The sequence below is a fragment of the Streptomyces sp. NBC_00057 genome (genome assembly GCF_045041165.1).
Lineage (GTDB): Bacteria > Actinomycetota > Actinomycetes > Streptomycetales > Streptomycetaceae > Streptomyces.
The window spans coordinates 8,878,236-8,890,420 of sequence record NZ_CP108256.1; the positions used below are offsets into that span (position 1 = coordinate 8,878,236).

General features: G+C 68.9%; 14 protein-coding genes and 1 pseudogene. 9 read left to right on the forward strand and 6 right to left on the reverse strand.

The features are described from left to right. Positions 1 to 131: 131 nt before the first annotated feature. Both OG953_RS41985 and OG953_RS41990 read right to left on the reverse strand, forming a co-directional pair. Positions 132 to 1,328, reverse strand: a complete 1,197-nt coding sequence (locus tag OG953_RS41985; protein ID WP_405691252.1) for a macrolide family glycosyltransferase — start codon at positions 1,326 to 1,328, stop codon at positions 132 to 134. A 60-nt stretch (positions 1,329 to 1,388) separates the two neighbouring features. Then, positions 1,389 to 2,042, reverse strand: coding sequence for a CatB-related O-acetyltransferase (locus OG953_RS41990; RefSeq protein WP_405691253.1), 654 nt, complete (start codon positions 2,040 to 2,042; stop codon positions 1,389 to 1,391). 99 nt (positions 2,043 to 2,141) lie between these two features. Between OG953_RS41990 and OG953_RS41995 the strand changes: the two genes are divergently transcribed. The 5 genes from OG953_RS41995 (at position 2,142) to OG953_RS42015 (ending at position 6,168) form a co-directional block, all read left to right on the forward strand. Next, a complete protein-coding gene (locus tag OG953_RS41995; RefSeq protein ID WP_405691255.1) occupies positions 2,142 to 2,768 on the forward strand; it encodes a TetR/AcrR family transcriptional regulator in 627 nt (208 codons plus the stop codon). Positions 2,769 to 2,943: 175 nt separating this feature from the next. Next, the gene (locus tag OG953_RS42000; protein ID WP_405691257.1) at positions 2,944 to 3,822 is read left to right on the forward strand and encodes a tyrosine-type recombinase/integrase; all 879 of its coding nucleotides are present in this window, start codon (positions 2,944 to 2,946) and stop codon (positions 3,820 to 3,822) included. Continuing rightward, entirely contained in the window at positions 3,819 to 4,145 is a 327-nt protein-coding gene (locus OG953_RS42005) for a helix-turn-helix domain-containing protein (protein WP_405691259.1), read from the forward strand. Before OG953_RS42000 ends, OG953_RS42005 begins: the two co-directional genes overlap by 4 nt. Positions 4,146 to 4,698: 553 nt before the next feature. Continuing rightward, positions 4,699 to 5,616 carry a hypothetical protein gene (locus tag OG953_RS42010; protein WP_405691261.1) on the forward strand — a complete coding sequence of 306 codons (918 nt, stop codon included), beginning with the start codon at positions 4,699 to 4,701 and terminating at the stop codon, positions 5,614 to 5,616. 42 nt (positions 5,617 to 5,658) lie between these two features. Further along, positions 5,659 to 6,168: a hypothetical protein gene (locus tag OG953_RS42015; RefSeq protein ID WP_405691263.1), complete on the forward strand. Its 510-nt coding sequence runs from the start codon at positions 5,659 to 5,661 to the stop codon at positions 6,166 to 6,168. Positions 6,169 to 6,289: 121 nt separating this feature from the next. Here the strand turns inward: OG953_RS42015 and OG953_RS42020 are convergent, their stop codons facing one another. The 3 genes from OG953_RS42020 to OG953_RS42030 form a co-directional block, all read right to left on the reverse strand. After that, positions 6,290 to 6,445: a hypothetical protein gene (locus tag OG953_RS42020; protein WP_405691265.1), complete on the reverse strand. Its 156-nt coding sequence runs from the start codon at positions 6,443 to 6,445 to the stop codon at positions 6,290 to 6,292. Beyond that, the gene (locus OG953_RS42025) at positions 6,442 to 7,110 is read right to left on the reverse strand and encodes a recombinase family protein (RefSeq protein WP_405691266.1); all 669 of its coding nucleotides are present in this window, start codon (positions 7,108 to 7,110) and stop codon (positions 6,442 to 6,444) included. The genes OG953_RS42020 and OG953_RS42025 overlap by 4 nt, the downstream gene beginning before the upstream one ends. Before the next feature lie 177 nt (positions 7,111 to 7,287). Next, positions 7,288 to 8,244: a helix-turn-helix transcriptional regulator gene (locus tag OG953_RS42030; protein WP_405691268.1), complete on the reverse strand. Its 957-nt coding sequence runs from the start codon at positions 8,242 to 8,244 to the stop codon at positions 7,288 to 7,290. A gap of 119 nt (positions 8,245 to 8,363) precedes the next feature. Here OG953_RS42030 and OG953_RS42035 point away from each other — a divergent pair, with 119 nt between their 5' ends. From OG953_RS42035 to OG953_RS42045, 3 genes are all read left to right on the forward strand, one after another. Further along, positions 8,364 to 8,906, forward strand: coding sequence for a hypothetical protein (locus tag OG953_RS42035; protein ID WP_405691270.1), 543 nt, complete (start codon positions 8,364 to 8,366; stop codon positions 8,904 to 8,906). Next, complete coding sequence (locus OG953_RS42040) at positions 8,792 to 9,397, forward strand: zinc-binding dehydrogenase (RefSeq protein WP_405691272.1); 606 nt, start codon at positions 8,792 to 8,794, stop codon at positions 9,395 to 9,397. The genes OG953_RS42035 and OG953_RS42040 overlap by 115 nt, the downstream gene beginning before the upstream one ends. Before the next feature lie 84 nt (positions 9,398 to 9,481). After that, entirely contained in the window at positions 9,482 to 10,579 is a 1,098-nt protein-coding gene (locus tag OG953_RS42045; protein ID WP_405691274.1) for a winged helix DNA-binding domain-containing protein, read from the forward strand. Positions 10,580 to 10,616: 37 nt separating this feature from the next. On the opposite strand, the gene OG953_RS42050 is transcribed toward OG953_RS42045, so the two are convergent. Continuing rightward, positions 10,617 to 11,621, reverse strand: coding sequence for a Tn3 family transposase (locus OG953_RS42050; protein ID WP_405691276.1), 1,005 nt, complete (start codon positions 11,619 to 11,621; stop codon positions 10,617 to 10,619). On the opposite strand from OG953_RS42050, the pseudogene OG953_RS42055 reads away from it, so the two are divergent. Next, positions 11,611 to 12,171 (forward strand): annotated as a pseudogene (locus tag OG953_RS42055) (ISL3 family transposase); the annotation flags it as partial. The gene OG953_RS42050 and the pseudogene OG953_RS42055 sit on opposite strands and share 11 nt — an antisense overlap. Between the last annotated feature and the right edge of the window lie 14 nt (positions 12,172 to 12,185).

Below are 12,185 nucleotides of genomic sequence, written 5' to 3' on the forward strand. Positions count from 1 at the left end.
CGCCGCTGTGCGTACATCTTCTGAATCCACTCCGCCGCCCCGCCCTTGGCGGTGATCTTTCCGCGCTTGTCCTGCAGGTGCAGGTCCTCGGATGAGGGCGGCGCCAGCCGGGGAAGGGAAGCGGCGGTGCTTCAGAGCGCGGGGCCCTCGGCGGCGGCCAGCATGTTCTCGATGAGGTCGGCGGCGCGCGGGGTGCCGCCCTCGGCCCGGGCGGCGGCCTGCAACTGCTTGGACCGGTCGGCGCGTTCCGGATCCGTGACCAGGTCGTTCAGCGCCGTGCGAAGGGTCTCGGGGATGGCGTCAGCGGTGTCCACACGACGGGCGACGCCGAGTTCCACGAGCCGGTCGGCGTTCATGAACTGCTCGGCTCCCTGCGGCACGGCGATCATGGGAACGCCGGCGAGGAGCCCTTCGCCGCAGCCGCCCATGCCGGCGTGGGTGATGAAGGCGTCGGCCTGTTCCAGGACCGCCCGCTGCGGGACCCAGGAGTGCACTTCGACGTTGGGCGGGATGGTGCCGAGTTCCTCGGGGTCGGTGTACTTGCCGATCTGGAGTACGACGTGCCAGCCGGGCAGGTCGCCGAAGGCCGCGATGCACTGGCGGTAGAACGCGGGCTGGCGCGTGTACGCCGAGCCGAGCGAGATCAGCAGCACGTTGTCCGCGGCCGCCGGGCGGGTCCAGCCGTCCGTGTCCGCTCGGGTGTCGAAGCAGGGGCCGACGAAGGTCACCGTGTCGGTGTCGACCCGATCGGCGTGCGGCTGCATCGCTCTCGGGATCAGGGCGAGGGCCCGGGCGGGTGGGCCGGAGAACGTGTCCACGTCCCTAGTGGTCGCACCGCAGTCGGCGAGCCACCGTGCGAACCTGTCCTGGTACGCGTCGGCGCCCGGCAGCTTCCGCAGATGCGCCGCGACTTCCTCCTGGTAGCCGTCCCAGCCGACGAACGTCGGGGACAGTTGCACGAGGGGACGGCCCTGCGCTTCGGCGAGGGCGCGCGCGGCATAGGCGCCGATGTCGTAGAGGTACAGGTCGGCCGGATCGTCGTCGTAGGTGGCGCGCAGTTGCGGGAGCGCCTGGACGGCGTCGTCGAGGAAGAGGCTTGCCGCGGCGATGGGATCGGCAGGCCAGTTGTTGTCCGCGACGGGCAACGTGGAGGTGCAGGGCACCAGCTCCGCGCCGGCGGACTCGATCCGGTCGGCCACGAACGGGTCGTTGGCGTAGGTGACCCGGTGCCCGCGGGCCACCAGCTCACGGATGAGCGCGAGGCTGGGCAGGACATGGCTGACGATGGGGACGCCGACCATCGCGATATGGGCGCGGCGACGGGACATATGGGCGATCACTCGTTTCTGGCGCGGGACAGGTGCGGGCGGTGTGGCGAGGACGTGGTGTCAGGGCTGGTCGATCTGCGCGGCGGCCTCCTCCAGGTCGGTGACGGTTCCCGACATGATCGTCCGTACGTGCCTGGTGATGTGCTGCACGGGCCAGTCCCACCACGCCACGGCGAGGAGCCGGGCGATGTCCGCGGCGTCGTAGCGGGTGCGGATGAGCCGGGCGGGGTTGCCGCCGACGATGCCGTAGTCGGGGACGTCGCCGGTGACCACGGCGCCGGCGGCGATGATCGCGCCGTGACCGATGCGTACACCGGGCATGACCGTGGCGCCGTGGCCGAACCATACGTCGTTGCCGACGACCGTGTCGCCCCGGCCGGGCAGGTCGGTGATCAGGTCGAAGTGCTCCGCCCAGGAGCCCCCCATGGTGGGGAACGGGAAGGTGGAAGGACCGTCCATGCGGTGGTTGGCGCCGTTCATGATGAACCGGGTGCCCGTCCCCAGCGCGCAGTACTTGCCGATGACAAGCCGCTCGGGACCGTAGTGGTACAGGACGTTGCGCGTCTCGAACGCGGTCGGATCGTCCGGATCGTCGTAGTAGGAGAAGTCACCGACCTCGATCAGCGGCGACTTCACCAGCGGCTTGAGTAGAACCACGCGCGGGTGCTCGGGCATCGGGTGGAGCACGGTGGGGTCGGCGGGAACGGGCGGCATCGTGGAGGCGGTTCCTCTCTGGTGAGCCTAGGGCGACGACTGTCGCGTTAAGATGCCGGCACAGCCCTGCCGCCTTGATCAACCGGATACTGATTGCCGATGACAGACCCACTGGACACGACGTCGGACCGCCGTCCGGGCGGTCGCACCGCCCGCATCCGCGCCCAGGTTCTCGATGCGGTGCGCGCCGAACTCGCTGAACGCGGTCACGAAGGACTCACGATGGAGGGTGTCGCGACGCGGGCCGGAGTGCACCGCGCCACGGTCTACCGGCGTTGGCGCGATGTCGGCGGCCTGCTTGTCGACGTCATCGACGCCGCCGGCGAGATCGACTGGCAGCCGCCGGACACCGGCTCGCTGCGCGGCGATCTGACGGCTCTCAACCAGGAGATCCAGGAGTCCCTGGTCGTACAGCCGTCGTTCGCCGTCGCCCTGATGGCCGCCTCGTTCCACTCCGAACAGGCCGCGCGGGCCCAGACGCAGTTGTGGACGGACCGGTACGCCCAGTGCGAGATCCTCGTCGAGCGCGCCATCGATCGCGGTGAACTCCCCGCACAGCACACGGACGCGCGGAGCCTGCTGATCGCCGCCACGGCGCCGCTCTACCACCAGCTAGTGCTCCTGCGTGCCAATCAGGACCCGCAACTCCCGAAACGGGCTGCGGAGGCGGCAGTCCTGGCGGCTGCCGCGAGCGCCTTCTCCGTCTGTCGGGAAGAGAGCGTGTGATCGAGGAGACAGGGAGCGAACGCAAGCGCAATCAAGAGCGCGACAAGACCTGGATCACGGTCCAGTAGCCCTGGTTCGGACACCAGGGAGCAAATAGCCGCGAGGTCAACTTTTGAGGGCTCACCTACGGCGGCGGGCGGCCTGGTCGCGCTCGTTCGGCCGGCCGCTGTGGGAGATGGAGCCCTCCGACGCGGACGTGTACTTCGGGAAGGTGCTGCGGGGCTCGCCGAGTGGCACCCGGTTGGCCCGGTCGCAGGCGCTGAGTACGTACTTCATGTTCCTGGAGCTGAGACACAAGGTCGAGCTGCACCGGATGACCGGCCGGGTCGTCGAGTGCCCGATCGACGAGATGAACCGGCCGCGCGGGGCCAAGGACGCCCACCTACGGATCCCGCCGAGCGAGCCGGAGGTCGGGACACTGTTCACAGGCTGGGGCGGCGAGCTGGCGACGTGCCGCAAGTTCGCCCCTACCGCCAGGAACTACACCGCCTCGAAGCTGATGTCCCAGGTCGGCCTGCGGGTGAGCGAGGCATGCAAGCTCGACCTGGCCGACATCAAGTGGGACCTGGGCCGCTTCGGCAAGCTCCACGTTCGCCACGGCAAGAGCGCCCGTGGATCGGGGCCGCGTGAGCGGATGGTGCCGCTAATCAACGGCGCTGATCGGACGCTTCGGTGGTTCATCGAGGACGTCTGGGGCCAGTTCGACGACGATCACACACGCCCTGGTGCCCCGCTGTTTCCCTCCGAGCGCAAGAGCACCGATGGCTCCTCCCGCCGGGTGGGCGACGACGCCCTGCGAAGCGGGCTCAAGGACGCGGCCAAAGCGCACCTGCCGGGGTGGGGCGAGACGCTGACTCCGCACGTCCTTCGGCACTTCTGCGCGTCCCAGCTCTATGGAAACGGGCTTGACTTGCTCGCAATCCAGGAGGTTTTGGGGCACTCCTGGATCGCCACGACCATGCGATACATCCACGTCCAGCAGACCCGGGTTGAAGATGCCTGGGTCGCCGGGACGGAACGGGCCGCGAAGCGGCTGGAAGGACTGGTCCGATGAGGTGGAACCTACGGCTGACCGCCGCGAACAAGGGCGTTTGGAAAGCCTCCGAGCTTCAGCGGAGCCTGGCAGAGCACGGCCTGGTGATCTCGGCCGGGAAGATGTCCGGACTGTGGTCCGGCCAGCCCGTCTCACTCAAGCTGGAGGACCTGGACGTCATTTGCGTCGCCCTCGGCTGCGAGATCAGCGATCTGCTGATCCCCGAGCCGGAGAAAGTCCGGCGCCCCGGCGAGGAGACCGGCCTGCAGGCCGCCGTTGCGGCTGGCCCGGCCCCGGCGGTGGTTCCGCGTCGCCGTGACGGCCGGTCTCTGCCGCCGAAGTGATGGCCTACGTTCTGCCGGCGGGCAAGTGCAAACCGCCAGCCAGTTGCCCGACCTGCTTCGGCTGGGGCGTGCTGCCCGGCCGCGCCTGCGGCGCATGCGAGAGTTTCCGCCGCAACGAGGAGCCTGCCGAGTGCAGCGGCTGTCGGCGAACAGTGCGGTTGAAGAAGGGGTACTGCCGTCTGTGCTGGCATCAGGCGAGCCAGGACGCCAGGGGGCAAGTCACCGTCTTGGACCCCTACTTGGAGAAGGTGCAGCATCATCAACTGTTTTTCACCAACCTCCACCGTCCGCGTCAGCCCGGCCCTCCCAGAGGTAAGCAGGGACGACGTCGGGGTCGCCCGCGCCACCCCGACCCGGCCCCCGGCCGGTCTCCGGCTGGCTCCAGCCGCCGCTGTTCGAGGCCCGCCGAGATTTCACCCGGTTCAATCGTCAGGAACATGCCCGGCTCGACAACCCGTGGCTGGCCTGGGCCCGGCATACCGCACAGCGTCTCGGCGAAGCGCACGGCTGGCCTCGCGGTGTCCGCCTCGACGTCGGCCGAGCCCTGGTCATCGTGCTGTCCGGCCATATCAGCGGCGAAGTCGTGCGGCACTCCGAGATCTTCCCGGCCCTGCGATCCCGCGGGCTCAGCGTCCAACGCACAGTGGAAGTACTCGCCGACATCGGCGTCTTCCAAGACGACCGGACGCCGTCGTTCGAACAGTGGCTGGAGCGCAAGCTCGAAGGCATCGCCCCCGGAATCCGCCGCGACGTGGAGCACTGGGCCCGCCTCCTCCACGACGGTGGCCCCAGGTCCCAGCCCCGCGACGAGGCCACGGTCTGGGGCTACCTCAATCGGATCCGTCCCGTCCTGCTGGAGTGGTCTGTCCCCTACGGCCATCTGCGCGAGGTGACGCGCGACGACGTCCTCACCCAGCTCGATGCCCTCCCCGGCAGCCAGCGACGGCACACGCTCATCGTGCTGCGGTCGCTGTTCGGCCGAGCGAAGAAGAGCGGCACCATCTTCAAGAATCCGACCAGCCGCATCCGCGTCGGCCAGCACGAGTACGGCATCCTCCAACATCTGGAGCCCGAGCACGTCAACAACTCCGTTGCCGCGGTCGCCAGGCCGGCGGACCGGCTGGTCCTCGCGCTCGCCGCGGTGCACGCCGCGCGATCCGGTGCGATCCGGCGCCTCCAACTCGACGACCTTGACATCGGCAATGGCAAGCTCGTGATCGACGGCCGGGTCCGGCCTCTGGACGCGCTGACACTGCACGTCGCCCGCGAGTGGCTGGACCACCGACGCTGCCGCTGGCCCGACACCGCTAACCCGCACCTGCTGATCAACAAGTTCACCGCCTTGGGCACCGGCCCCGTGAGCGCGGTCTCCCTGACCACACCGCTTCGCGGCCAGGCCGCCACCGCGATTCGCTACACGGACTCCGCGCGGGCGCTGCTGGAACAGGCCGCTGAACAACAGCTTCGATGAAACCTGCTCGACCGGACGCACGATGAAGGCAATCATGAGCGAGTGACCTCGACCGAAGCAGCAGCAACCGCCCTACAGGACCATGCCGTCCTCTGGAGCATGGGCGAGATCCGCGCAACCGACGTCGTCACTGCTGCCTGTGATGCACTCGTTGCCGGCCTCGACAGTCCTGCCCTGCGGGTCTTGGCCGCGTGCACACGCGCGGAGGCGGATTACGACGTCCCCGACCTCCTTCCACCGGCACTCGACGAACTGGGCCTCACCTCCCACCCAGCGGGCAGCGTTGCCGGACAGGAAGCCGCCGCCCGAGCACTTGCCGCCCGGATGCTGGCCGGCGAGCTGACACCACGCGAGCTGGCCTTCCGGATCCACCATCGTTTCGGGCACGATCTGCCTCTGGTTGAACGACTCGCCAACCTGGACGACGATTACGACGTCCTCGAGTACGGCGACAGAACACAGGCGCAGGTCGACGCCGAGGTCACGACCGAAGCTCTTCGGCTTGCACAGCATCCTCGTGTTCCAACCGAACCCACGGGTCTACCGACCTGAAGCAGACCGGTGGACCCGTGGGTTCAAGCTGAAGGACCTTCGGTTTCCTTGAACCCACGGGGATCGGGGAGCCAGCCAAGGCGAGCCCAAAAGGGGCAGTGAGATGATCTCGGCGAATGAATCAGCAGTGCGGTTCGGCGAAAGCGTCCTTGGCCGGTTCATGCTCGTCTTCCTGGCCGTCCTGATCGGTCCAGGCTCCGAAGGGCCCAGACAGGCCGGGCTCGTCGGCGCCGAGCTGGAGGGCGCCGCCCTTGAGACGGTGCTCGCCGGGGATCACCGGGTGCCCGCTTCGAGCTGGGCGGGGATGCGGCCGGCGCGGAGCTCCTGCAGGTCGGGGATGTGGTTGTAGAGGGTGCCGGGGCTGACGCCGAGGAGCTTGGCGATCGAGGTGATCGAGTGCTCTGGGTTGGGGAGCATGTCGCGGGCGGCCCGGATGATGTCCGGGTTGACGACGGTGGGCCGGCCTCCGACTTTGCCGCGGGCGCGAGCGGCGGCCAGGCCCCCGCGGGTGCCGGAGACGATCAGCTCGCGGATGAACTCCGCGAGCGCGGCGAAGACGTGGAAGACCAGCCGGCCGCCGGGGGTGGTGGTGTCGAGCCGCTCGTGCAGCGAGGTGAAGCCGATCTCCCGCTTGCGCAGTTCGCCGACCATGGTGATCAGGTCCTGCAGGCAGCGGCCGTAGCGGTCGAGGGCGGGTACCACCAGGGTGTCGCCGGCGGCGAGGAAGGCGTGGCACGCCTTCAGCTCGGGCCGCAGGTCGTTCTTCCCCGACTTCTTGTCGGCGAAGATCCGGCGGCAGCCGACCGCGTTCAGGGCGTCGAGCTGACGGTCGAGCTTCTGTCCGCCGGTGGACACCCGTGCGTATCCGATGCGGATCTCGGTGCGGACGGCGGGTTCGGCGGCCAGGAGTTCGAAGTGGGCGTCTTCAAGTGGCGTGCTCACGCCCGAAATCCTGTCAGGAAACGGTGGTCGGAGGTTGTTGAACCGCCCGGGTTTTTGAAGGACTTTTTGAAGGCCCTGGGGGCCTTCCGGCCGCTCACCCGGCGATCTTCAACAAACGTTGGTTTATTGAAGATCTTGATCGCTTGGCCTGCGACGGCGGACCTCCGCCACCGGACATCACGAGCGGGTGGCACGGGTGAAGCGGGCAGACCACTCCCGGACGAAGTCGACGAACTCGGGAGGGCCGAGCACCTCGAACTCCGCACCCACATTGCCCAGTGCCTGAGTCGGCCAGTCCAGGGTCTGCGAGGTCATCCTTACCCGGCACCGCTGCTCGTCGACCTCCTCGACCGTCGCCCACGGGCCAACGCGCGCGCGAACAGCCGCTGCGGGGGCGTGCACAAGCGCTTCGACGGTGTGCGGAACGGGGACGCCGCCGCTCCCCGCACGGACGAAGGCCGAGGCGTCGTCGGCAGGCAGCTCGCGCGGGCGAAACCGCTCTCCGGTCCCGCGCAGATCGTCGAGGCGGTCGAGGCGGAAGCTGCGCCAGTCCTGCCGGGTCAGGTCGTAGGCGACCAGGTACCAGCGGTACCCGAGCGAGACCAGCCCGTGGGGCTCGACATGGCGGGCGCTGCGCTCGCCACCGCGGGCGGTGTAGGAGAAGCGAAGTCGTTCCTCGTCCCGACATGCCTGCGCGATGGCGGTCAGCACACCGGCCTCGACGGTCTCCCCACCGCCCTCGACCGAGGGCACGGTCACCACCCGCAGGGCGTCGACCCGTCGGCGCAGTCGCGCCGGCATGACCTGCACGACCTTGGTGAACGCGCGGATCGAGGACTCCTCGATTCCGGTAACCGCGCCCTGGGCGGCCGCACGCAACCCGATGGCGAGCGCGACCGCCTCCTCGTCGTCGAGCACCAACGGCGGCAGGGCGGCGCCTGCCGTGAGCTGGTAGCCGCCATCGACGCCGCGACTGGCCTCGACCGGGTAGCCCAACTCACGCAGCCGGTCGACGTCGCGCCGCAGGGTACGCGCAGAAACCCCGAGCCTGTCGGCCAGCTCGCCGCCCGGCCAGTGCCGGTGGGTCTGGAGCAGGGACAGCAGCCGCAGAGTCCGTGAGCTTGTGTTCGCCATGCCCTCCAGGATGGCGGCAATTGAGGTCGGAAAGTGACCGCTATGGCTCATAGCGTGGGTCTCACGAGAACGGCACGGGCCCAGGCCGGGCGCGCCAACTGATCGAAACGAGGAGAACCATGACCGACAGCACGATGTCGACGACCCCCGACACGATGTGGGAAGTGCGGCTGGCCAAGCACCTGAAAGGAGACCTCGGGACCGACACCTTCGACCTCGTACAGGTGCCTACGCCCGAGCCGGTCACGGGAGAGGTACTGGTCCGCACGGACTACCTGGGTCTGTCGGTGGCGTACCTGGAGATGCTGCGGGCTGACTCCCGTCTGCCGATCCCGCCGTGGGAGGTCGGCCAGCGCATCGGCGGCGGCGCGGTGGGCACGGTCGTGCGGTCCATCAGTGCGGACCTGGCCGTCGGCGACCAGGTACGCACCATGGCCGGCTGGTGCGAGTACTCGGCCGGGTCTGCCGACCGGTACCCCAAGCTGGACCCCGACCTGTTCCCAAGCCCGGTGCACTACCTCAGCCAGGGGCCACCGCCTACTACGGGATGTCCGAGATCGCCAAGACCGGTGCCGGCGATGTCGTCTTCGTCTCCGGCGCGGCGGGCGGCGTCGGGTCGCTGGCCGGACAGATCGCCAAGTGCCGGGGCGCCGCGAAGGTGATCGGCAGCGCGGGAAGCCAGGCGAAGATCGACTACCTGGTTGACGAGCTCGGCTTCGACGCGGCGTTCGACTACCGCGACGGCCCCGTCCTCGATCATCTGCGGGAACTGGCGCCCGAGGGCATTACCGTGTTCTTCGACAACGTCGGCGGAGAGCAGTTCGATGCGGCCGTCGAGGCGGCGGCGCCGAGGGCCCGCTTCGCGCTGTGCGGCGCGCTGGCCACCCAGATCGGCGACCACGAGGACCGGTTCCCCGAGCCGGACCTCACCGCGGCGGCCGCCAAGGGGATCGAGGTCCTGCCATTCTCCACGTATCACACCCCGGAGCAGATCGCGGCGTGGACCGAGCACTTCAGCACCTGGTTGAGCGAGGACCGCTTCGTGTTCCCCCACACGATCGTGGAAGGCGGCCTCTCGGCAGCTCCCCAGGCGCTCGTCTCCCTGCTGAAGGGCAACTACAAGGGCAATGTCTCCGTCAGGGTCGCCGACTGAGGCACGAAGAGCGCCGCCCGTCACACACGGACGGGCGACGCGCTCCCGGTGACGTCCCCACCATCCAAGGAGAACCGGCACCACATGACCGACGCCCCCGTGCTGTCCACCCGCACCCTGAACCGGACACTGCTCCAGCGACAGTTCCTGGCCGCCCGAACCTCCCGCCCGGTACTCGACGTCGTCGAACACCTGGTCGCTCTGCAGGGGCAGGAGCCCAACTGGCCTTACGTGGGGCTGTGGACCCGGCTGGCCGACTTCCGGCATGACGACCTGACGGCACTGCTCCGCGACGGGCGCGTGGTGCGCTCCGCAGCCCTACGCAGCACCCAGCACCTGACCAGCAGCAACGACTTCCGCTGGCTGCGGCCCGTCGTCCAGCCCGTTCTGGACCGCACCGCCCGGGCGCAGTACTTCGCTGCGCAGACCGCCGGGTTGGACATCGCCGAGCTCACCGACGCCGGTCGGGAGCTGATGGCTGGCCACACCCTGCCTCGGCGGAAGCTCGCCCTGTCACTCGCCGAGCGCTTCCCGGGCCGCGACGGCCGCGTGCTCGCGGGGGCGGTGGAGCTGCGGGTACCGATGGTGCACGCCCCGGCCACCGGCGCCTGGGGCGCCTGGGGCAACCGCAAAAACATCGCCATCACCCTCGCGGAGCACTGGATCGGCCGACCGATGGCAGCGCCACGAGTCGAGACGGTGATCCGCCGCTACCTGGCGGCGTTCGGCCCGGCCGGCGTCATGGACATCCAGACATGGTCGGGACTGACCCGCCTGCGTAAGACTCTCGACGGACTGCGGTCACAGCTGCGCGTCTTCCACGACGAGCGGGGCACTGAGCTCTTCGACCTGCCCGACGCGTCGCTCGCCGACCCGGACCTGCCCGTCCCCGTGCGATTTCTGCCCGCCTTCGACAACCTGCTCCTCGGGCACACGGACCGCGCGCGAGTGATCAGCGAGGCAGACCGCAAGCTGGTGATGCCGGGTCAGGCCATGGTGCGGCCCACCTTCCTCGTTGACGGCTTCGTCCACGGCACATGGTCGGTGCAGGGCTCCATACTGCTCATCTCCCCCTTCCGGCCGCTGTCGCAAGCGGGCACACAGGCAGTACTGGACGAGGCCGAGCGACTTCTCGCCTTCGTCGCACCTGATGCGGCCAAGCGGGGGGTCACGTTTACCTGAGAACCACGGGACGTTTCCCCCTCATGCGGCGGCCGCCTCATCCTCGCCGAGCACGCTGAAGTCCATGTCCAGGTGGGCGTCGTAGTCGGCCGGGGTGATGTCGAGCTCGTGGGTGGAGTACTCGCCGAACCGTTTGATGTGCTCGGTCAGGTAGGGGGAGATCTTGGGCCAGGTCCAGCGGGTCGACGACCTGGCCCTCGGCCTGCAGCTCGCGGACGACGTCGGCGATGTCCAGGGTGTTGTGGAAAATCACCAGGTTGGCCAGCAACGAGGTGACCTTCACGTCTTTCTCCTGCTCGACCGGGTTGTTCGCCGCCACCGTGCCCCGCTGCCCGAAGTGGACCCAGTCCGAGAAGCCGTTGAACGCCTCGACCTTGTTGGTCGCGGCCGTCACCCGGCTGCGGAGCGGCGCATCCGAGAGGTAGCGCAGCAGCTGGACGGTGCGGATCACCCGCCCGACCTCGCGGAAGGCGGTGTAGGTGGCGTTGCGGCGCGAGCCGGAGCGAAGCCGCTTGAGTAGCAGCGTGGAGGAGATCGTGCCTTCCCTGATCGAGACGATCACCCGCATCAGGTCCCGGTAGTGGGTCTCGATCAGGCCCCAGTCGACGACGTTGCGGCCCGGCTCCCCGAACAGCGCGTCGACGTGCTCGTAACTCGTGCTCCGGCTGGGACGGAAGAACAGCAAGTCCTTCCAGTTGCGGATCCTGGGCATCACGTCGATGCCCAGCAGGTGCGCGACCGCGAAGACCGGGTAGCTCTGGCCCTGGGTATCGGCGTGGATCGTAGTCGGCTGGACCTCGGAGGTGTTCTTGGCCTCCGTGACGGCGGCGGTGGAAACGGTGTTCGGCCTCGGTGACGCAACGCCATCTGGGACCGTGGTGCGGTGTGACGACCTGGTGGGTGACCTGTTTCCGCACCTCAGCGAGTTGCTGGTGGAGCGGGTGTTCTCCGAGTGCGGCGTGGTGCGGCTGGTGGCGAGAACCCGGGAGATCGAGGTGGCGTGTCCTGGTTGTGCGGCGCTCTCCAGTCGGGTGCACAGCACGTACGGGAGATGTCTTGCCGACACACCGGTCGGGGATCGGCCGGTACTGATCAAGTTGACGGTGCGGCGGCTCTACTGCGAGAACGCTCGTTGCTTGCGGCGGACGTTTGCCGAGCAGGCCGAGGGCTTGACCGTTCGCTACAACCGCCGCACGCCTGCCGCCCGGCGGGTTCTGGAGGCTGTCGCCGTCGCTCTCGCGGGCCGGGCTGGGAGCCGTCTTGCCGCCGCTCTGCACATACCGGTGAGCCGAACGACGCTGCTGCGGGCGATCATGGCTCTGCCCGATCCCGCCTGGACCGTTCCGAAGGTGCTGGGCGTCGATGACTTCGCCACCCGTCGCGGACAGCATTACGGCACGGTGCTCATCGACTGCGAGACCGGCCAGCCTCTCGGCCTGCCACCCGGCCGCGACGCAGCGACCCTGGCCGGCTGGCTGCGGAAGCATCCTGGTTCCGAGATCATCTGCCGTGACCGCGCTGGTTCCTATGCCGACGGTGCCCGTACCGGTGCCCCGAAAGCGGCCCAGGTCGCCGATCGCTTCCACCTCTGGCAGAACCTGGGAAC

Coding starts and splice junctions, on each gene's coding strand:
- OG953_RS42040 (WP_405691272.1), top strand. CDS start 8,792: ATGTCCGAGATCGCCAAGACCGGTGCCGGCGATGTCGTCTTCGTCTCC.
- OG953_RS41985 (WP_405691252.1), bottom strand. CDS start 1,328: ATGTCCCGTCGCCGCGCCCATATCGCGATGGTCGGCGTCCCCATCGTC.
- OG953_RS42035 (WP_405691270.1), top strand. CDS start 8,364: ATGACCGACAGCACGATGTCGACGACCCCCGACACGATGTGGGAAGTG.
- OG953_RS42030 (WP_405691268.1), bottom strand. CDS start 8,244: ATGGCGAACACAAGCTCACGGACTCTGCGGCTGCTGTCCCTGCTCCAG.
- OG953_RS42000 (WP_405691257.1), top strand. CDS start 2,944: ATGGAGCCCTCCGACGCGGACGTGTACTTCGGGAAGGTGCTGCGGGGC.
- OG953_RS41995 (WP_405691255.1), top strand. CDS start 2,142: ATGACAGACCCACTGGACACGACGTCGGACCGCCGTCCGGGCGGTCGC.
- OG953_RS42045 (WP_405691274.1), top strand. CDS start 9,482: ATGACCGACGCCCCCGTGCTGTCCACCCGCACCCTGAACCGGACACTG.
- OG953_RS42005 (WP_405691259.1), top strand. CDS start 3,819: ATGAGGTGGAACCTACGGCTGACCGCCGCGAACAAGGGCGTTTGGAAA.
- OG953_RS41990 (WP_405691253.1), bottom strand. CDS start 2,042: ATGCCGCCCGTTCCCGCCGACCCCACCGTGCTCCACCCGATGCCCGAG.